21 protein-coding genes are annotated in these 23,360 nt (G+C 55.1%); 13 read left to right on the forward strand and 8 right to left on the reverse strand.

All coding sequences use genetic code 11. The annotated features are described in order from the left end of the window. Positions 1 to 165: 165 nt before the first annotated feature. Positions 166 to 648 (forward strand): hypothetical protein, encoded by a 483-nt coding sequence (locus K2184_RS20775; protein WP_047720863.1) that lies wholly within the window; start codon positions 166 to 168, stop codon positions 646 to 648. Further along, the gene (locus K2184_RS20780; RefSeq protein WP_016809573.1) at positions 648 to 1,136 is read left to right on the forward strand and encodes a hypothetical protein; all 489 of its coding nucleotides are present in this window, start codon (positions 648 to 650) and stop codon (positions 1,134 to 1,136) included. Before K2184_RS20775 ends, K2184_RS20780 begins: the two co-directional genes overlap by 1 nt. On the opposite strand, the gene yieE is transcribed toward K2184_RS20780, so the two are convergent. Then, the gene (gene yieE, locus K2184_RS20785) at positions 1,115 to 1,987 is read right to left on the reverse strand and encodes a DNA-binding transcriptional regulator YeiE (protein WP_004103910.1); all 873 of its coding nucleotides are present in this window, start codon (positions 1,985 to 1,987) and stop codon (positions 1,115 to 1,117) included. The genes K2184_RS20780 and yieE overlap by 22 nt on opposite strands. 172 nt (positions 1,988 to 2,159) lie before the next feature. Here yieE and K2184_RS20790 point away from each other — a divergent pair, with 172 nt between their 5' ends. From K2184_RS20790 to K2184_RS20800, 3 genes are all read left to right on the forward strand, one after another. After that, positions 2,160 to 3,209, forward strand: coding sequence for a YeiH family protein (locus K2184_RS20790; RefSeq protein ID WP_004103912.1), 1,050 nt, complete (start codon positions 2,160 to 2,162; stop codon positions 3,207 to 3,209). A gap of 96 nt (positions 3,210 to 3,305) precedes the next feature. After that, complete coding sequence (gene nfo, locus K2184_RS20795) at positions 3,306 to 4,163, forward strand: deoxyribonuclease IV (protein ID WP_004103914.1); 858 nt, start codon at positions 3,306 to 3,308, stop codon at positions 4,161 to 4,163. A 1-nt stretch (position 4,164) separates the two neighbouring features. Continuing rightward, positions 4,165 to 5,253, forward strand: coding sequence for a sugar kinase (locus K2184_RS20800; protein ID WP_004103916.1), 1,089 nt, complete (start codon positions 4,165 to 4,167; stop codon positions 5,251 to 5,253). Positions 5,254 to 5,287: 34 nt separating this feature from the next. Here the strand turns inward: K2184_RS20800 and K2184_RS20805 are convergent, their stop codons facing one another. From K2184_RS20805 to fruB, 6 genes are all read right to left on the reverse strand, one after another. Next, positions 5,288 to 6,538 (reverse strand): NupC/NupG family nucleoside CNT transporter, encoded by a 1,251-nt coding sequence (locus tag K2184_RS20805; protein WP_004103919.1) that lies wholly within the window; start codon positions 6,536 to 6,538, stop codon positions 5,288 to 5,290. Between the two features lie 96 nt (positions 6,539 to 6,634). Beyond that, on the reverse strand, positions 6,635 to 7,570 hold the full coding sequence (locus K2184_RS20810) for a pseudouridine-5'-phosphate glycosidase (protein ID WP_004103922.1): 936 nt from the start codon (positions 7,568 to 7,570) through the stop codon (positions 6,635 to 6,637). Beyond that, on the reverse strand, positions 7,563 to 8,498 hold the full coding sequence (locus K2184_RS20815) for a pseudouridine kinase (RefSeq protein ID WP_163525729.1): 936 nt from the start codon (positions 8,496 to 8,498) through the stop codon (positions 7,563 to 7,565). Before K2184_RS20815 ends, K2184_RS20810 begins: the two co-directional genes overlap by 8 nt. Positions 8,499 to 8,823: 325 nt before the next feature. Then, complete coding sequence (gene fruA, locus K2184_RS20820; protein WP_004114117.1) at positions 8,824 to 10,512, reverse strand: PTS fructose transporter subunit IIBC; 1,689 nt, start codon at positions 10,510 to 10,512, stop codon at positions 8,824 to 8,826. 16 nt (positions 10,513 to 10,528) lie between these two features. Next, positions 10,529 to 11,467 carry a 1-phosphofructokinase gene (gene fruK, locus K2184_RS20825; protein ID WP_004103928.1) on the reverse strand — a complete coding sequence of 313 codons (939 nt, stop codon included), beginning with the start codon at positions 11,465 to 11,467 and terminating at the stop codon, positions 10,529 to 10,531. Beyond that, positions 11,468 to 12,598, reverse strand: coding sequence for a fused PTS fructose transporter subunit IIA/HPr protein (fruB, locus tag K2184_RS20830; protein WP_004114118.1), 1,131 nt, complete (start codon positions 12,596 to 12,598; stop codon positions 11,468 to 11,470). A 330-nt stretch (positions 12,599 to 12,928) separates the two neighbouring features. On the opposite strand from fruB, the gene setB reads away from it, so the two are divergent. Then, the gene (gene setB / locus K2184_RS20835) at positions 12,929 to 14,110 is read left to right on the forward strand and encodes a sugar efflux transporter SetB (protein WP_026056017.1); all 1,182 of its coding nucleotides are present in this window, start codon (positions 12,929 to 12,931) and stop codon (positions 14,108 to 14,110) included. 25 nt (positions 14,111 to 14,135) lie between these two features. Here setB and K2184_RS20840 read toward each other — a convergent pair whose 3' ends face one another. Next, positions 14,136 to 14,387, reverse strand: coding sequence for a YkgJ family cysteine cluster protein (locus K2184_RS20840; RefSeq protein WP_004103933.1), 252 nt, complete (start codon positions 14,385 to 14,387; stop codon positions 14,136 to 14,138). A gap of 146 nt (positions 14,388 to 14,533) precedes the next feature. Between K2184_RS20840 and yeiP the strand changes: the two genes are divergently transcribed. The 7 genes from yeiP (at position 14,534) to K2184_RS20875 (ending at position 23,353) form a co-directional block, all read left to right on the forward strand. Next, the gene (gene yeiP, locus K2184_RS20845; protein WP_004103935.1) at positions 14,534 to 15,106 is read left to right on the forward strand and encodes an elongation factor P-like protein YeiP; all 573 of its coding nucleotides are present in this window, start codon (positions 14,534 to 14,536) and stop codon (positions 15,104 to 15,106) included. A gap of 315 nt (positions 15,107 to 15,421) precedes the next feature. Then, a complete protein-coding gene (locus K2184_RS20850; protein ID WP_064396325.1) occupies positions 15,422 to 16,888 on the forward strand; it encodes a mannitol dehydrogenase family protein in 1,467 nt (488 codons plus the stop codon). A 119-nt stretch (positions 16,889 to 17,007) separates the two neighbouring features. Continuing rightward, positions 17,008 to 17,985 (forward strand): CobW family GTP-binding protein, encoded by a 978-nt coding sequence (locus K2184_RS20855; RefSeq protein ID WP_004103941.1) that lies wholly within the window; start codon positions 17,008 to 17,010, stop codon positions 17,983 to 17,985. A 36-nt stretch (positions 17,986 to 18,021) separates the two neighbouring features. Further along, the gene (locus K2184_RS20860) at positions 18,022 to 18,735 is read left to right on the forward strand and encodes a phosphatase PAP2 family protein (protein WP_024274498.1); all 714 of its coding nucleotides are present in this window, start codon (positions 18,022 to 18,024) and stop codon (positions 18,733 to 18,735) included. Positions 18,736 to 19,161: 426 nt separating this feature from the next. Continuing rightward, positions 19,162 to 19,731, forward strand: a complete 570-nt coding sequence (gene mepS / locus K2184_RS20865) for a bifunctional murein DD-endopeptidase/murein LD-carboxypeptidase (RefSeq protein ID WP_004103943.1) — start codon at positions 19,162 to 19,164, stop codon at positions 19,729 to 19,731. A 183-nt stretch (positions 19,732 to 19,914) separates the two neighbouring features. Continuing rightward, complete coding sequence (locus K2184_RS20870; RefSeq protein WP_049591762.1) at positions 19,915 to 21,477, forward strand: cyclic di-GMP phosphodiesterase; 1,563 nt, start codon at positions 19,915 to 19,917, stop codon at positions 21,475 to 21,477. Between the two features lie 70 nt (positions 21,478 to 21,547). Continuing rightward, positions 21,548 to 23,353: an extracellular solute-binding protein gene (locus K2184_RS20875; protein WP_163525732.1), complete on the forward strand. Its 1,806-nt coding sequence runs from the start codon at positions 21,548 to 21,550 to the stop codon at positions 23,351 to 23,353. The last annotated feature ends 7 nt before the right edge of the window (positions 23,354 to 23,360 follow it).

Here is a 23,360-nt window from a genome sequence, read left to right on the forward strand (position 1 = left end):
GCAGAGAGTCTGTGATCCATCCGATACAAATGCAAAGTTATAAGAGAGCTTCATGATCGACTGCCGATTATTAGTAAAGAACAAATCCGCCATTAGCACAAATAAATGCACAAACCAGAGGGATATCGGGCAAACTTCCGCGAAATTCCACGGAAGGAACCGACGATGAAACGCAAGAACAAGCGCAAACGCCGCACCATGTCGCTCGCTGAGGGAGTCTACGCAGCTTGCTTTTGCTTCATTCTTTTTATCATTGGCTTCTATCAAAGCATCAAGATTATTGAAGAGTGGTACTTCCGTCCGGATTATATTGTCGACAGCGCCGACTCGCTCTTCTCCGGCATCCTCTTTCTCGGTCTGGCACTGCTGATGGCGCTGATTGCCGCCTGCACCGCCAGCGGTACGCCTGGCGAGCGCTACGCCACGCTCCTGTTTTTGTTCTTTATTGCGATGGGGCCGGTGTGGTCTGTCAGCCTTTATGTCCTGCAATACGTCACTATTGAGCACTATAAAAGCCCACAGTTTGGCGTGTGTATCAGCAAAGGCGGCCATGGGGCCACGTATATGTACGTCAGGAATAGCCGCTGGTGCCAGCATTTTGGCTACACCATTATCAGGCCATCGCCGGATGAGCGAGGGAGCAATTGATGCGCAAAGTGCAACCGCCGCCTCAGTATGACTGGCCGGTCTGGGTCGGCGTTTCGCTGATTTGCCCTCTGCTTGCTTTGTGCTCTCTTTACCTGGCAGGCGACTATTTCACGCTACTCAGGCTGCCACGGGCGCCGGATTTCTGTTCGCAGAATATTTTAAAAGCAAACTTTGTCTGCCTGGGGCCTGCGCTGCTGATATTGAGCATAGAGGGAAATAAAAAACTCTTTTTCCCCCAGGCTGCGCCGCTACCTTTTGCAACCCCCATCGTCAGGTCTTGCCTTTACCTGACGCCGCTATTGCTGCTCACCGCAAATACGCTGATTCTGGTTTTACATTTCACCCTTTTTAGCCCTGACCGCTATATTCGCTGCTGGGAACCTTATCCATGGGGAACATGGTATTACGCGAAAACAGCGGATATTTGCGTTCAACACGGGCTGGCGCCGGTGCAAAACCTCGCGTATCAGGTTGCGATCTCGCAATAGCTCAGGAAACGCTGTAATGCCTTGGAAATATGCTTCTGGCGGTGATGAATACGCCACAGGGTGCGGGTTAAGCGCGGCAGTGGAATCTTCAGCGCCACCAGCGATCCCACTTCAAGCTGCTCCGCAACCACGCGTCGCGACAGGCAGCTAATGCCCAGACCATGGCGCACCGCGTGCTTGATGGCTTCCGAATTACCCAGTTCCATTCCAAGATGAAATGCCGGTAGATGCGATAATAATAAATAGTCGACAATTTCCCGGGTCCCGGAGCCGTGCTCGCGTAGAATCCACGGCGCCTCCGCCAGCCGTTGCAGCGTCACCTCCCCTTCCAGCAGCGGTGAATCCGGCGCGGCAAAGACCACCAGTTCATCTTCCAGCCAGGGTTCGGCGATAATATCCGCCGCGTGGCAGGGACCTTCAATCAACCCGATATCCACCCGCAGATCGGCCACCGCGTTGATCACGTCCTGGCTATTGCCCACGCTCAGCTCCAGCGGTAAATCCGGCAGGTCGCGTCGATAGCGCGCAATGATCTCCGGCAAGATATAGTTGCCGATGGTGCTGCTGGCGTAGACGCGAATCGCGCCGTTGTCGCCGCGAAACAGCTGCTCTATCTCCAGCGCCCGCTCCAGTAGCGCCAGCGCCCGCGGATAGAGCAGCCTGCCGTGTTCGTTGACCACCAGCCTTTTCCCGACGCGGTCAAACAGCTGCACTCCCAACTGCCCTTCAAGATCGGTCAGCGCGGCGCTGACCGCCGACTGCGACAGCGCCAGCATTTGCGAGGCCTGGGTCGTCGACCCGCTTTTCAGAACTTCAGCAAAAACTTCCAGCTGCCGTAGCGTGATATGCATGATTTTTCCTGCCTTTATAGACGACCCGGCATTCGCGGCTAAGTCTTATACACATCGTGCTCACACCGCGAAACCGCTCGTTTACCACTTATTACGATTAATTATAAATATATAATCAATTTTATATTTAAACCAGCGCGTCGTATGCTTTTCCCAGACAAAGGAGAAGGTTATGACAGCACTCACTTTACCGACTAAACATCGCCCATTGCGGCACTTTGCACCTGGACTGGCGCTGACCGCCCTGCTCACCGGCGCAGCGCTGTGGGCCGGTAGTTTTCCGGCAATCGCTGGCGCGGGCTTCAGCGCCCTTACGTTGGCCATTTTGTTCGGCATGGTCATCGGTAACACGGTTTACCCGAAAATCTGGCAGCCCTGCGACGGCGGCGTACTCTTTGCCAAACAGCACCTGCTGCGCCTCGGCATCATTCTATACGGCTTTCGCCTGACGTTCGCCCAGATTGCCGACGTTGGCGTCAGCGGTATCGTGATTGATGTGCTGACGCTTTCCAGCACCTTTTTTATCGCCTGTTTTCTTGGGCAAAAGGTTTTCGGCCTCGATAAACATACCAGTTGGCTGATTGGCGCCGGTAGCAGCATTTGCGGCGCGGCAGCGGTCCTGGCGACGGAACCGGTCGTCAAAGCGGAGGCCAGCAAAGTGACGGTCGCCGTGGCTACGGTGGTGATTTTCGGTACCATTGCTATCTTCCTGTACCCGGCGGTTTATCCTTTCCTGGCGCACTGGTTTACGCCGGAGGCCTACGGCATCTATATGGGTTCGACGATGCATGAGGTTGCCCAGGTTGTCGCCGCCGGCCACGCCGTAAGTCCGGATGCGGAAAACGCGGCGGTGATTGCAAAAATGCTGCGCGTGATGATGCTGGCTCCGTTCCTGCTGTTCCTTGCCGCTCGCGTGAAGCAATTAGCCCCGGCAAACGGCGGCGAGAAAAGCAAAATCACCATTCCGTGGTTTGCGATCCTGTTTATTCTGGTGGCGGTATTTAACTCCTTCCACCTGCTGCCGAAAGCGGTAGTTGATATGCTGGTGACCCTGGATACCGTGCTGCTGGCGATGGCGATGGCGGCCCTCGGCCTGACCACCCACGTCAGCGCGCTGAAAAAAGCCGGCGCTAAACCGCTGCTGATGGCGCTGATGCTCTTTGTCTGGCTGATTGTCGGCGGCGGCGCGATTAACCTTGCTATCCACAGTCTGATGGCCTGAGTCTCCTCAATACTCAGGTTGTATTAAGGATGATGTAACTCTCCGGCTAAGCCGCTATCATTACCCTCCCCCCAGCGGCTTAACTGGAGTTTTTTTATGAAATACATTGGAGCGCACGTCAGCGCCTCCGGCGGTGTAGCCAATGCCGCCATTCGCGCAGCCGAAATCGGCGCGACCGCATTTGCCCTCTTCACCAAAAACCAGCGCCAGTGGCGCGCCGCGCCTTTGAGCGACGACACCATTGCTGAATTTAAAGCCGCCTGCGAGAAGCATCATTTCGGCCCGGGACAAATTCTGCCGCACGACAGCTATCTGATTAACCTCGGCCACCCGGTTGCGGACGCGCTGGAAAAATCCCGCGATGCCTTTATTGATGAACTCTCCCGTTGCCAGCAGCTCGGCCTGACGCTGCTCAATTTTCATCCGGGTAGTCATCTGCAGCAAATTCCAGAAGACGAATGCCTGGCGCGCATTGCCGAGTCCATTAACATCGCGCTGGCCAAAACCGAAGGCGTGACGGCGGTCATTGAAAACACCGCCGGCCAGGGCAGTAACCTGGGGTTTAAGTTTGAACATCTGGCAGCCATCATCGATGGCGTGGAAGATAAATCGCGCGTCGGCGTGTGCATTGATACCTGCCACGCCTTCGCCGCCGGCTACGACCTGCGTAGCGCCGAAGAGTGTGAAAAAACCTTCGCTGATTTTGAACGGATTGTCGGTTTTCAGTATTTGCGCGGTATGCATCTGAACGATGCGAAAAGCACGTTCGGCAGCCGCGTTGACCGCCACCACAGCCTGGGTGAAGGCAATATCGGCCACGATGCCTTCCGCTGGATAATGCAGGATAGCCGCTTTGACGGTATCCCGCTGATCCTGGAAACGATCAATCCTGATATCTGGGCGGAAGAGATCGCCTGGCTGCGGGCGCAGCAGACGGAAGAGGCCGTGGTCTGATATGAACGACAGGGAAAAGCAGATCCTCAAAATTTTGCGGCGCAATCCGCTGATTCAGCAGCATGAGATTGCCGATATTCTGCAGATTAGCCGCTCCCGCGTAGCCGCGCATATTATGGACCTCACGCGTAAGGGGGCCATCAAGGGCAAAGGCTACATCCTTACCGAGCAGGAGTATTGCGTCTCGCTGGGCGCGGTGAATATGGATATCCGCGGCATTGCCGATATTCATTATCCCCAACCGGTCTCCAACCCGGGCAATATCCAGTGCTCCGCCGGCGGAGTGGCGCGGAACATCGCGCATAATCTGGCGCTGCTGGGCCGCGATGTGCATCTGATTTCCGCCGTCGGCAGCGACTTTTACGGCGAAACGTTGCTTGAGCAGACCCGACAAGCCGGGGTTAACGTGCAAAGCTGTATCCGCCTGCACGGTCACAATACCGCCACCTATCTCTCCATCGCCAATCCGCAGGAAGAGACGGTGCTGGCGATTAACGATACGCATATCTTACAGTCGCTCACCCCGCAGCTGCTGAATCAATATCGGGATCTGCTGACCCATGCCGGCGTCATCCTGGTCGATTGTAATTTAACGGAGCCGTTGCTGGAGTGGGTATTTACGCTGGCCAACGCTATTCCGGTATTTGTTGATACCGTGTCGGAGTTTAAAGCGCACCGCATTCGCCCGTGGCTGGGAAAGATCCATACCCTCAAGCCGACGCTGCGCGAACTGCAGATCCTCTGGGGAGAACCCATTGAAAACGAGGCCGATCGCGATCGCGCGTTAGCCTGGCTGCATGAAAGGGGAACGCGGCGCGTGGTAATTTGCTCGGAAGACGATTCCGTTTTCTGTAGCGAAGCCGGCGGTGAACGTTTTCAGATGAAGCTACCGGGCCATACCACGATAGACAGCTTTGGCGCCGACGATGCGCTGATGGCCGGGCTGCTTTATAGCTATCTTGACGGCAGCGATTTCAAAGAGAGCGTCGCTTTCGCCATGGCCTGCACCGCCATTACCCGCGCCAGCGACAGCATCAACAACCCTTCTTTATCCGTTGATAACGCGCTCAATTTACTTCCCAGCCTATAGCATCGCGCACCGCAGGCGCGGTGCGCGCGCTGTTTTATGCCAGACCGATAAAGAACCCGGCAATGGTGGCGCTCATCAGGTTAGAGAGCGTGGCCGCCGCCAGAGCGCGCAGCCCAAGCTGAGCAATTTCCGGCGCGCGCTGCGGTGAAATAGCCGAAAATGCCCCGACAACCACACCTATTGAGCCAAAGTTGGCGAAACCGCACAGCGCAAACGAGATAATCGCAACGGTTTTCACGTCCAGGGTACCGCCGGTTTGCAGATAAGGCGAAAAGTTGAGGTAGGCGACGAATTCGTTTATCGCCAGCTTTTGGCCAATCAGGCTTCCCGCCAGCGTCGCATCGCTCCAGTCAACGCCCATAATCCACGCCAGAGGCGCGAGCAGGAAACCGAAAATACCCTCCAGCGTGGCGTGACCGTAGCCAAACCAGCCGCCAATGCCGCCGATAATACCGTTCAGCAACGCGATGATCGCCACAAACGCCATCACCACCGTTGCCACCCCGGCGGCAATTTTCAGCCCGGTCATCGCCCCGGATGCTGCCGCCTCGATAATGCTTTTCGGCGGCGTCTCGGTGAAGGAGAGATTATCGAAAGTGACCCGGGAGGCTTCGGTTGCCGGGCTCAGCATACGAGCAAACAGAATCCCGCCTGGAATAGCCATCAGCGAAGCGGCTAACAGATAATCGATCGGTACGCCCATGCCGGCATAGCCGATCATCATCGATCCGGCGATCGACGCCATCCCGCTACAAATGGCGGTAAACAGCTCATTGCGGTTGAGACGGTCGATAAAGGGTTTGACGATCGCCGGGATCTCATTTTGGCCAAGAAAGATGGTGGTCACGGCGACAAAGGACTCAATCTTGCTGATATTCAGCGCTTTCTGGAAGATACCGCCGAGAATCCGGATCAGCAGCCCCATCACGCCGAGGTAGTAAAGCAGGCTTATCAGCGCGGTGACAAAAATGATGGCGGGCAGCACGCGGAAGGCGAAGATAAAACCCGCGCCGTCAAACAGCACATCCATTTTCGGACCGACAAGCGATCCAAAAATAAACGCGCTTCCGGCGTCGCTGTAGGACATGACTTTATGTACCCCGAGCGCCGCCTGTTCCACCAGCCACTTGCCCGGCGGGAAATAGAGCATCACTCCGCCAATCACGATCTGCAGCAGCAGCGCGGCCCCTACGGTTCTGATACTGATGCGTTTTTTATTTACTGACAGCGCAAAGGCGATGGCCAGCAATACCACCATCCCCAAAAGACTTCTCATGATGTCCATAATGATATCCTTACCTGGTGGAAAACCCGGCGTCAGGCCAGGCTTTCGGTATATTTGATATCGGGGCGGGCAACCGCAAACAGCCCGCTACTGTCGTCAGGCGATCTGCTGATACTCTTTGGCAATCTCGCAGGCCAGCACGGCATTATTGAAGACCAGCTGAATATTGGATTTCAGGCTATCCCCGCCGGTCAGCTCCGCAACGCGGGCCAGCAGGAACGGCGTACTCTCCTTACCCACCACACCCTGCTCTTCCGCTTCCTTCACCGCCTGATCGATGGCGGCGTTGATTTTCGCTTCCGGCATCGCAAACTGTTCCGGTATCGGGTTCGCCACCACCATCCCCCCGTTCAGGCCCGACTGCCATTTCACCGCCATCGCTTTAGCGATTTCTTTAGCGCTATTCAGGCGAATACTGACGTCAAACGGACTGGTTCGACAGAAAAATGCCGGGAGCGCCGAAGTTTGATAGCCAATAAGCGGAACGCCAAACGTTTCTAAATATTCGGTTGTTAATCCAAGGTCGAGAATAGATTTTGCGCCGGCACAAACTACGGTAACATTGGTATTGGCCAGCTCCTGTAAATCGGCGGAAATATCAAAAGTATGCTCTGCTCCGCGGTGCACACCGCCAATACCGCCGGTCGCGAAGACTTTTATCCCGGCCATGGCGGCAATAATCATGGTAGAAGCCACGGTGGTCGCGCCATTTAATCCTGCGGCGACAACGAAAGGTAAATCACGGCGACTGACTTTGGTAACGTTATGTCCTTCACGACCGAGCAATTCAATTTCTTCGCGGCTCAGGCCAACTTTCATAACGCCATGAATAATCGCAATTGTTGCCGGAACCGCTCCCTGACGGCGAATCGTTTCTTCGACTTCCAGCGCGGTCTGCGCATTTTCTGGAAACGGCATTCCGTGAGAAATAATAGTCGACTCCAGCGCGACTATGGGTTGGTTATTCTTTAATGCCTGCTGAACTTCCGCAGAAACCTGTAATAATTCAGAGGAAATATTTAATTCAGACATGTTCGTTCTCCACTACCTTTTTTACGTTGGCGTAAGATAATTCAGGGTTATTGGTGAATTCCGATGAGAGCGCCAGAGAAGAGCATCCCTGAGCAAACTTCACCGCTTGCGAAAATGAACAGCCGTCGAGCCAGCAGCAGGCCAGACCGGCCATCATGGCGTCACCGGCGCCGGTGACGTTGACTACCTGGGTTTTTAACGGCGCCGACCAGCCGCGCTCGCCGTCTTTCTCGCTGAAGTAAACCCCGTCGCCCCCCATGCTCAGCACCAGGCGCCGCAGGCCACGCTGGTGAAACCAGTCGGCAACGCGCGTGACGTCATCAGTGCCGGAAAGCGCAATTCCGCTCAGCGTTTCAGCTTCAATTCGGTTCGGTTTTAGAGTGTGGATACGCCCCAGATGCTGGCTGATTTTCACGCACTTCCAGGCAGAGACCGGGTCAACAAAAATGGGCGTCGGGCCGCTATTTTCCATCAACCAGGCCAGCGCCGATTCGCTGATATTACAGTCAACGACGATGACCGCAGCGCTGCGAATAAAATCCCGGTGCTGGCTTAAAAAGGCTGGCGTAATATGCTCGGTGATACTCATATCATTAATCGCCACCAGCATTTCACCGGTATTATCGAGCAGCGATAAATAGCTCGATGTCCCCTCGCCGTGGACGATCTGACATTTACCGACATGAACGCCGGACTGAGCCGTTTGTTTTAATAGGGAGTGGCCATAGAAATCATCTCCGACAACCGACAGTAGCCAGGATGGTTTATTCAATAAAGCAATATTCTGCGCAATATTCCGCCCCACTCCACCGGGAGTGTATTTTATTTTTCCGGGGTTAGAATCAGCATAGTTCAACGATACATGGGAATAACCAGCAACATCCATATTTGCCGATCCAATAATTACAACGTAATCATTTTCAGGCATAAAAATACCCTCCAGCATACAAAAACGCTTTGGCAGTGGAATGTTTGAATATCAGTAAATAATCATACGCCCATTCAGCACCCTCTCATTAAACACATGTTTGAATGTGAACATATGTTTATGTTAAGCAGATTGGTTTTAAAGTAAAGGGGTCCGCCAGAGGGATTTCATATGAACATGAAGAGAATCACAAAATTTGGCTAGTATGGTTTTTAAACAGCTTAAAAATGCGAAGGAGAGCACATATGGCGGGTTAAGCAGAGGGCGGATACGGCATAAAAAAAGGGCAGAGAAGACTCTGCCCTTTTGCGTGTAACACCGTCGATCAGGCGACTTTTTCTTCCACCTGAACTTCAGGACGTTTCAGCACCGCGTAGGAAAGGCCTGCGACCAGCGTACCGACCACAATCGCCATCAGATATCCGAGCACCGGGGTAATCGCGCCAGGGATCAGCAGGACGAACAGACCGCCGTGCGGCGCCATCAGTTTCGCGCCAACCCACATGGACATCGCACCGGTCACCGCGCCGCCAACGATACAGCAAGGCAGGACGCGCATCGGATCGCGAGCGGCAAAAGGAATTGCTCCTTCGGTGATAAAGCACAGGCCGAGAACCAGTGCGGCTTTACCGCCTTCCTGCTGCGCTTTATCAAACTTTTTACGCGCAATCAGCGTCGCCAGGCCCAGCGCCAGCGGTGGAACCATACCTGCCGCCATAATGGCCGCCATCGGGGCATAGGTTTGGGTACTCAGAAGACCAACACCAAAGGCGTAAGCTGCTTTGTTCACCGGGCCGCCCATGTCGGTACACATCATACCGCCGAGAATTGCACCGAGCAGAACCGCGTTCGCCGTCCCCATAGTTTGTAGCCAGTGGGTCAGGCCTTCGAGGATCCCGGCAACGGGTTTACCAATCAGGTAAATCATTGCCAGACCCACGATCAGGCTGGAAACCAGCGGAATGATGAGGATCGGTTTCAGCGCTTCCATACTTTGCGGCAGTTTCAGCCTGGTACTGATCGCTTTCGCCACGTAACCGGCAAGGAAGCCGGCGATAATACCGCCGATAAAGCCAGATCCGGTGCTAACCGCCAGCATACCGCCGATAAGACCTGGCGTCAGGCCAGGGCGGTCAGCGATGGAGAAGGCAATAAAGCCCGCCAGTACCGGTACCATCAGCGCGAAGGCTGATCCCCCGCCAATTTGCATCAGCGCGGCGGCCAGAGTGTCTTTTACTTCAAAGGCTTTGATACCAAAAGCGAAGGAGAGCGCGATACACAGGCCGCCAGCTACCACCATCGGCAGCATATACGATACGCCAGTCAGCAGGTGACGATAGGCGCCCGCGGACTCTTTTTTGCCTTCTGCCGCGGCCTGGGATTTACCCGCAGGCTGATATGGTTTCGCTTCAACAACGGCTTTATCCAGCTCCTGAGCGGTTTTCTTCAGCGCCAGACCGGTAGTGGTGCGATACATCGGCTTGCCGGCAAATTTCGCCAGATCCACTTCGATATCAGCCGCGACAACCACCAGATCCGCCTGCTCAACCTCTTCAGGAGTGATGGCATTACCCGCACCCACGGAGCCGCGAGTTTCAACTTTCACCCACCAGCCGCGTTTTTTGGCTTCGGTTTCAATCGCTTCCGCCGCCATAAAGGTGTGCGCGACGCCGGTCGGGCAGGCAGTGACCGCCACAATGCGTTTCGGACCATGAGTTGCCGCCGGTAAAGCTGTAGCAGCCGGAGCGGCATATGGCGTGGCATGGCTCCTGGCTTCCCCGAGGAATAGTTCCGGGTGAGCAACGGCGCGATTAATATCGCCGAGATAAACCTTTTTGCCGTTCAGCGCGCTGTCGGCTGGCAGCGTCGCGCCCAGCACAATCGCCAGCTCAGCGTCGTTTGGGTTATCAATCAGTTCAAGTTGCGCTTTTTGCGCCGCGGTGCTTAACAGGGTCTTCGCCATATAGGCGCGGGCCTGTCCGAGCCCGGCATCAATAATCAGCAGCGTTTTCATTATGCCTCTCCTGCTGTTAATTAAAGGGTTGTAAGTCGACGCGCGCCATCATTGCGGCCAACTGGGTACGATCGGTAATACCGACATTGCTCTGACTCACCGCCAGCGCGGCGACGGCCGTTGCCAGGCGCAGCGTATGCTCGCTGGACTCACGCATCAGCAGTCCGTAAATCAGGCCGCCAACCATTGAATCGCCCGCGCCAACGGTGCTAACCACTTCCACTGAAGGCGGCTTGGCAATCCACTCGCCGGAGGCGTTAACCCACAGGGCGCCTTCTTCGCCAAGGGAGATCACCACGTGGGCAATCCCCTGCTCGCGCAGCGCATGAGCGGCCTCAATCACATCCTTCATTTCAGGTAACTTGCGACCCGCCCAGATTTCCAGCTCACGACGGTTAGGTTTAACCAGCCACGGCGCCGCTTTAAGACCGGCAACCAGCGCTTCGCGGCTGCTGTCAAAAATGATGCACGGGCACTGGCTGCGCAAGCGGGTCATCCAGTCGGTGAACGCTTCCGGACTTACGCCGGAAGGTAAGCTGCCGCTCACGCAGACCATATCGAACTGGCCCAGCCAGCTCAGGGAGTCGTTAACAAAACGCTCCCAGTCACCCGGCGTGACTTCAAAGCCGGAGAAGTTGAAGTCGGTCACTTCGCCATCTTTTTCTGTCAGCTTGACGTTAATACGGGTACGGCCCTGAACGACCTGAAAACGGTTAGCGATGCCCAGCTCACTGAACAGTTGCTGAAAGCCATCCTGATTATCTTTACCGAGAAAACCGCCCACGGTGACGTCGATACCGAGATCTTTCAGCACTTTTGCAACGTTGATCCCCTTCCCTGCGGCGTGCAAGCCGGTCGTGCGAACAAGGTTAACCTCACCGCGTTCAATTTCCGGGGTAAAACCCACCAGGTCATAGGCCGGGTTTAAAGTAATCGTTGCGACACGTCTGCTCATTTATGCGCCCTCCCCAAGGCCTGCGGCGATCGCTTCGCCAATCGCATCCAGCGCCTGCTGCGCATCTTCACCCTGCGCGGTGAAGCGCAAGCGGTGCCCTTTTTTCACGCCCAGGGCCACGACTTTCATCAGGCTGCGGCCGTTTGCCGGCTTGCCCGAACCATCGAGGTTAGTGACCGTAATGTCGCTGGAAAATTGTTTAATGGTATTTACCAGCATCGTGCCGGGACGCGCGTGCAGCCCGTGCTCGTTGCGGATAACGTATTCAGCGCTGAGAACATCTTCAGCAATCGCATCGTCGCTGGTCAGCAGCGCCAGCAGCGTTGCGCCATCGGACTTCAGCAAACGGTCAGCTTTTTTGTCCAGCAGCAAATTGCTCAGGCGATTAAGGACCGCCGTCGGCTGGTCATCGGCCATCGCCACGGTGATCAGCAGGGAAACCGGCTGCTCATCGCGAATAAAGGCGTTGGCCGCGCGGCTCACCGCAATGGCGCTACGCAGGTTGCCTTCCGGACTGTCGTTCAGCCAGATGCCCTGGCCGAGGTTCAGCGGGTTGTCATTAATCACATGGCTAACAAAGGAAGCATCGACGGCGCCCGCTTCTTTCAGCCGCGCGGCGTTGAGCGCCTGCAGGGTCAGCAGATCGCTGGCGGCCACGTCCAGGGTCAGCGTTTCGTTATCCAGCTTCAGCGCTTCGCTCTGCTTTTCACCCATCAGCAGGGCGCGCAGCTCTTCAGCGGTGGTGGCGGACTTTAGCTGTTCAGCAACCGAGTCGTCGCTCAGCACATGGGTCAGCTGACGCAGCAGCCCAAGGTGTTCATCTGAACTGGCGGCGATACCGATAGCGACGTAGGCGGTCTGCCCTTCGCCCCAGGTCACGCCCTGAGGAAACTGATAAACCTGAACGCCGGTTTTCAGCACCTGATCGCGCGTGTCGGTGGTGCCATGCGGAATCGCAATACCGTTGCCAAGGAAAGTGGAGGTTTGCTGCTCGCGAGCCAGCATCCCGTTGATGTACCCTTCAGCCACATTGCCCGCGCTAACCAGCGCGGAGGCAACCTGACGAATAGCCTCTTCTTTATTACCGGCCTGCTGACCGGGATGAATATCCTGCACAGATAACTGGAACATGGTTCTCCTCTCCTGCTGAATTGAATCGTTTCAGCTACTTTGAGAAAAAATGCGTCACCTGACTGCCGGAGAATCTCCCGATGACGCTGAAACGTTTCAAGAAGTCTGTACCTTTATTAGTCAGCGCGCAAGAAAAGTTACTCTCCCGATAACAGAAGTTAGAGATACAGCACACTTTTGCTGACGAGGTGATGACAAACCCGCCAGAACTTCAGCATTTTGCTGAAGCAAAATTTTGAAACGTCTTTTTGATTTATTCGTGCCCTGGTACTGTTCATTATCTGACTGACGGCGTAAACTCCGCGACTCCTGAAACCGATGAAAGCCGACATGCAAAACAGTAGCGCCGCCCTGCCACGACGCGGGTTCGATTTAACCTCCTCCGCCTTTCTGATCGTCGCCTTCCTGACGGGCATTGCCGGGGCGCTACAAACGCCTACCCTGAGCCTGTTCCTGACTGACGAAGTTCACGTACGACCGGCGATGGTCGGCTTCTTTTTTACCGGCAGCGCGGTGATCGGCATTCTGGTGAGCCAGTTTCTCGCCGGGCGCTCAGATCGCAAAGGCGACCGCAAGCAGCTGATCGTCTTCTGCTGCCTGATGGGCGTGCTGGCCTGCGTGCTCTTCGCGTGGAATCGTAACTACTTTATTTTGCTCTTCGTCGGCGTTTTCCTCAGCAGCTTTGGTTCCACCGCGAACCCGCAGATGTTTGCCCTCGCCCGCGAACATGCGGACAAAACGGGCCGCGAGGCGGTCATGTTCAGCTCGATCCTGCGCGCTCAGGTTTCGCTGGCATGGGTCATCGGCCCGCCGCTGGCCTACGCGCTGGCGATGGGTTTCGGCTTTACGGTGATGTACCTCAGCGCGGCGATTGCCTTCGTGGTCTGCGGCGCGATAGTCTGGTTTTTTCTCCCCAGCATGCGCAAAGAGCCGAAGGTGGTGACGGGACATCTTGAAGCGCCGCGCACCAACCGCCGCGACGCGCTGCTGCTGTTTATTATCTGTACGCTGATGTGGGGAATTAACAGCCTGTACATCATTAACATGCCGCTGTTCATTATTAATGAGCTGCATTTACCTGAAAAACTGGCGGGATTAATGATGGGCACCGCCGCCGGGCTGGAAATCCCGACCATGCTGATTGCGGGTTACTACGCCAAACGTTTCGGTAAGCGTTTCCTGATGCAGATCTCTGCGGTTGCCGGGGTGCTGTTCTATGTCGGCATGCTAACCGTACACACCCCGGGACTGCTGCTGGCCCTGCAGGTGCTGAATGCTATTTTTATCGGCATTCTGGCCGGTATCGGTATGCTCTATTTTCAGGACCTGATGCCAGGCCAGGCTGGTGCGGCCACGACCCTCTATACCAATACTATCCGCGTTGGCTGGATTATTGCCGGTTCGCTGGCGGGGGTCGTTGCGGAAGTCTGGAGCTATCACGCCGTATTCTGGATTGCGCTGGTGATGGGCCTCGCCACTCAGGCCTGCCTGTGGCGCATTAAAGACGTATAAAGGGTGTCCGTGCGGGCTTCCGACATCACGAAGTGCTCAGCTCAAGATGAAGAAGCCAGATCATGGCTTCTTCGCGATTTGTGGCGCACATCTCCGCTTCCGGCTTCAGGCTGGCGCACACTTTGGGCCTTAACGGCGAGCCAAAAATCGCGCACAGGTTATTGTCCGAAAGCTGTATACAGCGGGTATTTGCCGGTTTGCCCTGCGGCATACCCGGGATAGGGCTGGAGATAGAAGGAGCGATACAGCAAGCTCCGCATTCAGGGCGGCATTCCATAATCGACTCTTCCGATAGGCTTTTGCGGCCCAGCCTAAACGTTTTACCCGAAGATAGCAAAACACACGAATTCCGCTTGCCTGAAAGGCCCGGCGCGAGTAGTTTTACGCGATATTTTCGACCCTTTAAGTGACAGGATTACTGCAATGCCAAGAGCGAATGAAATTAAGAAAGGTATGGTGCTGAATTACAACGGCAAACTGCTGATTGTTAAAAATATTGATATTCAGTCACCGAGCGCCCGCGGCGCAGCGACGCTGTACAAAATGCGTTTCTCCGATGTGCGCACCGGCCTGAAAGTGGAAGAGCGCTTCAAAGGCGACGACATTGTCGATACCGTTACCCTGACCCGCCGCTTCGTTGACTTCTCCTATATCGATGGCAATGAATACGTCTTTATGGATAAAGAAGATTACACCCCGTATATCTTCACCAAAGAGCAAATCGAAGAAGAGCTGCTGTTTATGCCGGAAGGCGGCATGCCTGACATGCAGGTTCTGACCTGGGACGGCCAACTGCTGGCGCTGGAACTGCCGCAGACCGTGGATCTGGAAATTATTGAGACGGCGCCGGGCATCAAAGGCGCATCCGCCAGCGCCCGCAACAAACCGGCTACCCTCAGCACCGGCCTGGTCGTTCAGGTGCCGGAATACCTCAGCGCGGGCGAGCGCATTCGTATTCATATCGAAGAGAGCCGCTACATGGGCCGCGCGGACTAAATCCAGCCTTTAAAGTCAGTGCAAAATGCAAAAGACAGTCAATGGCTGTCTTTTTGCTTCTTAATGCGCGCCATACGGCTGTTGGCCCTTCATCATCGCCAGGCTATCCCCTACAAAGCCACCCAAAGTTGTCATACCAATAGCAGCGAAAATATCGCTAGTTTCCCGCCCCTGTTAGCAGGATCTTCGCTAAACAGCGCTCGATTGCTTGATCAAGCTCACACTAAGCGGATAAACAAGGCTCACCAATTTAATTTGCTGTCATATAACTTTACACTAGAGATGTTAATTATCGGTTAATCAGGTGTATTAAGAATGACTACCATTGCGACGGCCACGCTGCCGGAAAGCGTACAGCTCCCTCATTATGACCGCAGCCAGCTGCGCTCGCGTATTGTGCATTTCGGCTTTGGCGCTTTTCATCGCGCGCATCAGGCGCTACTCACCGATCGGGTGCTTAACGCCAGCGGCGGAGACTGGGGGATTTGTGAGATTAGCCTGTTCAGCGGCGATCGGCTGATGAGCCAGCTTCGCCAGCAAAACCACCTGTTTACCGTGCTGGAAAAAGGCGCTGAGGGCAGCCAGCCAATTGTTGTCGGCGCCGTGCATGAATGTCTGAACGCTAAACTCGATTCGCTCGCCGCTATTATTGAGAAATTTTGTGAACCGCAGGTGGCGATTGTCTCTCTGACCATTACCGAAAAAGGCTACTGCATCGACCCCGCCAGCGGCCTGCTGGATATGACGCAGCCGCGTATTATTCACGATCTGCAAAACCCGACTTTGCCGCAATCGGTTCCTGGAATACTGGTTGAAGCGCTGGCGCGCCGCCGTCAGCGAGGGCTGTCACCCTTTACCGTGCTCTCCTGCGACAATATCCCTGATAATGGACATGTAGTGAAAAACGCCGTGCTGGGCATGGCTGAAAAACGCGATCCGCAGCTTGCACAGTGGATTGCTGAGCACGTCAGCTTCCCCGGCACCATGGTTGATCGCATCGTACCAGCCGCCACCGAGGAGTCGCTGGCGGAAATTCGCGCTGCGTTGGGCGTAGAAGATCCCTGCGCCATCAGCTGCGAACCCTTTATTCAGTGGGTTATTGAAGATAACTTCGTGGCCGGTCGCCCGGACTGGGAAACGGCGGGCGTTCAGATGACCGACGACGTTTTACCGTGGGAGCAGATGAAGCTGCGGATGCTCAACGGTAGCCACTCGTTCCTCGCCTGGCTTGGCTACCTGGCGGGCCATGCGCATATTAGCGACTGCATGCAGGATCCGATTTTTCACAGCGCCGCATACCGGCTGATGGTTGATGAACAGGCGCCGACGCTATCCATTCAGGGCGTTGACCTGTCGGCATACGCTGACAGCCTGATCGAACGTTTCAGCAACCCGGCGCTGAAGCACCGCACCTGGCAAATCGCCATGGACGGTAGCCAGAAGCTGCCGCAACGTATGCTTGACGGAATTCGCGTCCATCTTGCGCAAGAGAGCCGCTGGCCGCTACTGGCGCTGGGCGTCGCTGGCTGGATGCGCTATGTTAGCGGCGTGGATGACGCCGGAGCCGTCATTGATATTCGCGATCCGCTGGCCGATAAAATACACCACCTCGTTGCCACCAGCGATGAGCGACAGCGCGTAGCGGCGCTGCTTACGCTTGAGGAGATCTTCGGCCGCGACCTGACGCAGAATCCGCAGTTCGTCGCTGATGTCACCGCCGCGTGGCATCAGCTCGCCGCTTTTGGCGCGCGCCAGGCCGTCGCCGCCGCGCTGAATGATTAACAATTTCTGCCTTTAAGCGGACGGAGCGCCTTTCTGTCCGCGTTAACGCTTCTCTTTTCCCCTTTTTTTCGTCAGGATAGCCTCAACTGTTACAACATTACATTTATCCTGGAGAAAAAGTGACCAAAACCAACTTGATCACGGGGTTTCTCGGCAGCGGTAAGACCACTTCCATTCTGCACCTGCTGGCCAATAAGCCCGCAAATGAAAAATGGGCCGTACTGGTCAACGAGTTTGGCGAAGTGGGCATTGACGGCGCGCTGCTGGCGGAAAGCGGCGCGCTGCTGAAAGAGATCCCCGGCGGCTGCATGTGCTGCGTTAACGGCCTGCCGATGCAGGTTGGGCTCAACACCCTGCTGCGCCAGGGCAAACCTGACCGTCTGCTGATAGAACCCACCGGACTAGGCCATCCTAAACAGATCCTCGATATGCTGACCGCCCCGGTCTACGCGCCATGGATCGATCTGCGCGCCACCCTGTGCATATTGGATCCGCGTCAGCTGCTGGACGAAAAAGTCGTGAGCAACGAAAACTTTCGCGACCAGCTGGCTGCCGCTGACGTTATTGTCAGCAATAAAGCCGACCGCTCGACGGAGGAGAGCCAGCGCGCTTTTGTCGCCTGGCGTGAGGCGTACGCCGGTGAGCGTCGCTGCGTCAGCGCTAGCCAAGGTAATATCGACCCGGCGCTGCTTGATTTGCCGCGCCGCAATCTGGCGCCGCTACCCGCAGGGGTCGGGCATGCGCACGACCACGGGCAGAAAAAAGGCCTTGCCGCGCTTAGCCTTCCCGCGCACCAGCGCTGGCGTCGTAGCCTCAATAGCGCTCAGGGCTATCACGCCTGCGGCTGGATTTTTGACGCTGAAACCGTCTTCGATACCGTCGCTCTGCTTGAATGGGCGCGCCTGGCGCCGGTTGGACGAGTTAAAGGCGTCATGCGTATTGCCGAAGGGCTGGTTCGTATCAATCGCCAGCAGCTCGATCTGCATATTGAGACGCAAAACGTTGCCCCGCCCGATAGCCGTATTGAGCTGATAGCCGATACGGAAACGGACTGGAATGCTCTTCAGGCCTCTTTGTTGAAGATTCGTTTAACTTAGGGCGGCTATGGTTGCCGTCGTTTTACACAACACGCGATAGTTATGATTAAAAATCGAATTCCCCTCATCCTGCTGTTAAACGCGGCAGGTATAGCGCTTTTCTGTTCATGGTATCTTCCGGTTAACCATGGTTTCTGGGCTCCGCTGGACGCGGCGATTTTCTATTTCTTTAACCACCTGGTCGGCGTCAACACCGCTTATACCTGGCTGTTGGCGGTTATCAACAACCGCGCGTTTGACGCCTGTTCGCTGCTGGCGATGGGCAGCCTGATGCTGAGCTTCTGGTTTAAAGAACAGAGCGCCGGACGCCGCCGGGTGATTATCATCGGCCTGGTGATGCTGCTGGCTGCCGTCATTATCAATCAGCTGGCCCAGCACCTGATGCCGGTGAAGCGAGCCAGCCCTTCGCTCTCGTTCACCGATATCACTAAAGTCAGCGATGTCATCTCCTTTCCGACTAAAGATGCGTCTAAAGACAGCTTCCCGGGCGATCACGGCATGATGCTGCTGATTTTTGCCTCTTTCATGTGGCGCTATTTTGGCCGTCGCGCCTTCGCTATTGCGCTGGTTATCTTTGTGGTGTTCGCTTTCCCGCGGGTGATGATCGGCGCGCACTGGTTTACCGATATTGCCGTCGGATCATTAACGGCCGTGCTCATTGGCGCTCCCTGGGTGTTGATGACCCCACTGAGCGATAAAGTGATTACTTTATTTGAACGTTACCTCCCCGGCGGAAGAACGAAAATTTAAAGTCATCTTTACAATTAATTAATATCATTCATAAGGGATCGTTCTGGGTCCCTTTTTTTATCATCTCACTCTTTCTCACCCGCTATCATCTTGCTGTCACATTAATCCTGTTAAAAATGAGTAAATTGCATATTTTTTACCCATCCCTGCCGCTATTTTGGCCTTTGCCGATGATTCACTTTTTGTCGCAAAAATACTTATAAGAAAATGCGCAAAACCGCTCGCCATCCCCCGTTCGATCGGGTAACCTCAATCTCGTTTTGCCTCTCCAGCAACATCAATTCAGATAATGAATAAATTTGTGCGTCAGGCCACAATTTTATGCTTACGGAATTGTCTCATTGCGACCAGGTAATTAGGCTCTAACACGTTTGGCATTTTTTATAACGACATTGTCGTTAAGGACAACAAGGGATAACACACAGCATGGTCAAATCTCAGCCGATTTTGAGATATATCTTGCGGGTCGCCCCCGCGATTGCAGTTGCGGTTCTGCTTTCCGCGTGTAGTTCAAATAGTACCGCCAGAAATATGCATTCTGAGACGCTTGCTGTGGGTAGTGGCGATTTATCATCACTGCAAGCCTCTCAGGATGAATTTGAAACCATGGTCCGCAACCTGGACGTTAAGTCCCGTTTGATGGATCAATATGCCAGCTGGAAGGGCGTGCGTTACCGCCTCGGCGGCAGCACTCGCAAAGGCATTGATTGTTCCGCCTTTGTGCAGCGTACTTTCCGTGAACAGTTTGGCCTGGAGCTGCCGCGTTCGACTTCTGAGCAGCAGGATTCCGGAAAATCCATTAGCCGTTCACAGCTGCGTACCGGTGATTTAGTACTGTTCCGTGCGGGTTCAACGGGCCGTCATGTAGGCATCTACATCGGCAACAACCAGTTTGTTCATGCTTCCACCAGCAGCGGTGTGACGATTTCCAGCATGGATGAGCCGTACTGGAAAAAGCGCTATAACGAAGCGCGACGCGTTCTGAGCCGCTCGTAATCTCTTCTGCCGTTGGTTATTCCCTTGGCCAACGGAAGAAACAAAACACTGCTGAAGCAGTGTTTTTTTTTGCTCGCCAGCCAATAAACTTCGTAAAATAGGCTATCTCTTGAAGCGACGACAGAAAAAGCATGTTTCTGTTAGCGCATTGCGCGAATCAACCACACGGACTGCCTGGAGCCTATGCCTACCCGTCACCTCTCTCCCCGGCGAAAAATCTGGCTAACCAGCATATGCGTTGGCATAGCCGTCGCCCTGCTGGCCGGTAGCATCCAGTTTATGGTGATCTATCACAACCGCGCGGAGCGTTTCGACGTTATCATCAACAATGTTCATGCTTATCTGACGGGCTATTTTCACGATTTAGACCAGACGATTGCGGGACTACAGCCGCTGGTGAGTCAGCCCTGCGAAAATATCGATTCCGGATTAACCGCCCATGCGGCATTCAGCCCAAACGTACGCGCTTTCCTGCTGGTTAAAAATGGTATTGCGTTTTGCTCCTCCGCCACCGGTGCAATGAACACACCTTTTAACCAGCTCATTCCACAGCTGGATATCACTCAAGCGGTGGATATGGCGATCCTTCCCGGTACGCCCATGATGCCGAAAAGCGCGGCGCTGGCGATGTGGGTTCGTAGCCCGCACGGCGGTAAAGACGGCGTTTTTGTCTCGATCAATGCGAATCTGACACCCTATATACTCTACTCCTCGCGGCAGAATGATTTCAGCGGCCTGGCGCTGTCCATTAAGCACACCGCTATCTCGACCTTCAGCAACAAGCTTATCGACCCGCAGACCCTGCTCTCGCCGCCTATTCGCCAGACGCAGATTGAGGGTTTACCGTTGAAAATCTATCTCTATGCTAACAGCTGGCTGGCGGAGAATACGCAGTTTGCTCTGCTGCTGGGGGTGGTGTGCGGGCTGCTGGCCGGACTGTTAAGCTATTACATTCTCACGATAAAATCAGACCCGCGAAAGGAGCTGCTGCTGGCGATCAAAAACGATCAGTTTTACCTGGTCTATCAGCCGGTGGTGAAATCGGAGACGCTGCAGATCAGCGGCGTTGAGGTACTGATGCGCTGGAAACATCCGGTGGCCGGAGAGATCCCCCCTGATGTCTTTATTAATCTTGCGGAAACCCAGCAGATCATCATTCCGCTTACTCGCCACCTCTTAAAACTGATTGCGCACGATGCGCCTGTTTTGCAGACGCTCCTGCCCGCAGGGATCAAGCTTGGGATCAATATTTCCCCCCTTCATCTGCACGCAGAGAGCTTTCAGCAGGACCTTAAGCACTTCGCCGCCGCCATGCCAGCCGACCACTTTAAGCTGGTACTGGAGATCACCGAGCGCGCGATGATCGATAAAACTCGTTCATTAGAGAACTTCGACTGGCTGCACGAGCAGGGTTTTGAAATCGCGATTGATGATTTTGGTACCGGCCATAGCGCGCTCATCTATCTGGAGCGCTTTAGCTTTGATTACCTGAAGATTGATCGCGGCTTCGTACAGGCTATCGGGACGGAGACCGTGACCTCGCCGGTGCTCGATGCCGTCATCACTCTAAGCCGCCGCCTGAAGCTCGCTACCGTTGCCGAAGGCGTGGAAACGCAGGAACAGGCGGAATGGCTGCGCGATCATGGCGTAAACTTTTTGCAGGGCTACTGGTTAAGTCGCCCGCTGACGCTGGAAGCGCTGATCGCCGCCCACGCGCAGCCGGCGAAATATTTCCCAACCCGCTAAGTGTCCTTTATTATTTGCTATCAGAGGTCAGGCTACTTCAGGCCTGTCATTGGAGGACGATACCCTGGTTATGTTTGCCCGCATCAGCCTGATACTGCTGACCTTATTTAGCCTGCACAGCCGGGCGCAAACTATTCTGACGAGCGATACGTTCGCGATTATCGGCCAGCCGAAGTACGCCGCGGGCTTTGACCACTACGATTATGCGAATCCCGCCGCGCCTAAAGGCGGCGCGATTACCCTTGCGGCTATCGGTACCTTTGATAATTTCAACCGCTACGCCCTGCGCGGTAATCCGGGTATTCGAACCGAAGCGCTATACGATACGCTGTTCACCACCTCTGACGATGAGCCCGGCAGTTACTACCCGCTGATTGCCGAGCATACGCGCTATGCCGATGATTTTTCGTGGATGGAGATTACGCTCAATCCGCACGCCCGCTATCACGACGGCAGTCCCATCACCGCCAGCGATGTCGCTTCTACCTTCCAGAAGTTTATGACCGAAGGGGTGCCGCAGTTTCGTCTCTATTATAAAGGCACTACCGTTAAAGCTATCGCCCCGCTAACCGTTCGCATTGAGTTAGCCAAACCGGGCAAAGAGAACATGCTTAGCCTGATGACGCTACCGGTGATGCCGGAAAAATTCTGGAAAAACCATAAACTCAGCGACCCGCTCTCCGCTCCACCGCTGGCCAGCGGCCCCTACCGCATTACCGCCTGGCGCATGGGCCAGTACATCACCTATTCCCGCGTGAAGGACTACTGGGCCGCCGATTTACCGGTCAACCGCGGGCGCTGGAATTTCGATACGCTACGCTACGATTATTACCTTGATGACAATGTCGCCTTCGAAGCCTTTAAGGCCGGCGCCGTCGATCGTCGGGAAGAAAACGTCGCCAAAAACTGGGCGACCCGCTACGTCGGGCGCAACTTTAGCCACGGCTATATCGTTAAAGACGAATACACCAATACCTCGGCGCAAAATACCCAGTGGCTGGCCTTTAACATTCAGCGCCCGATATTTGCCGACCGCCGGATTCGCGAGGCCATCACCCTCGCCTTTGATTTTGAATGGATGAATAAGGCGCTGTTCTATCACTCCTACAGCCGCGCCAATAGCTTCTTTCAGAATACCGAATACGCGGCGCGCGATTATCCTGATGCCGACGAGCTCGCCCTGCTGACGCCGCTGAAAAAAGAGATCCCGGCCGAAGTCTTCACGCAGATTTACCGGCCGCCGGTTTCCAGCGGCGATGGTTTTGCACGGGAGAATTTACTCAAAGCGGATGCCATCCTCAACCAGGCGGGATGGATAGTGAAAAACCAGCGACGGGTAAACGCGCAGAGCGGCAAACCGTTACGCTTTGAGCTGCTGCTCCCCTCCGGCAGCAGCGATCGCTGGGTACTGCCCTTTCAGCACAATCTTCAGCGGCTCGGCATCGTTATGGACATTCGCCAGGTCGATAACTCCCAGTACAGTAACCGCAAGCGCAGCCGGGATTACGACATGATGCCAAACGTCTGGCGCGCGTCGCCCTGGCCCGACACCGGCCTGCAAATCTCCTGGGATTCGGAATATATTAATTCCAGCTATAACGCCTCAGGGGTTCAAAGCCCGGCCGTCGACCAGCTTATTGCGCAGATCATTCGCTGGCAGGGCAACAAGGAAAAACTGCTGCCGCTGGGCCGGGCCCTCGACCGCGTGCTGACCTGGAACTATTACATGCTGCCGATGTGGTATATGGCGCAGGATCGCACCGCCTACTGGGATAAATTCTCCTTCCCGAAGACTCGCGCGATTTACTCATCCGGTTTCGAAAACTGGTGGTACGACGCCAACAAAGCGGTCAGACTTCCCGCGGACAGACGTTAAGGAATTA

This window comes from Klebsiella sp. K5-306, assembly GCF_051835185.1.
Lineage (GTDB): Bacteria > Pseudomonadota > Gammaproteobacteria > Enterobacterales > Enterobacteriaceae > Klebsiella > Klebsiella oxytoca.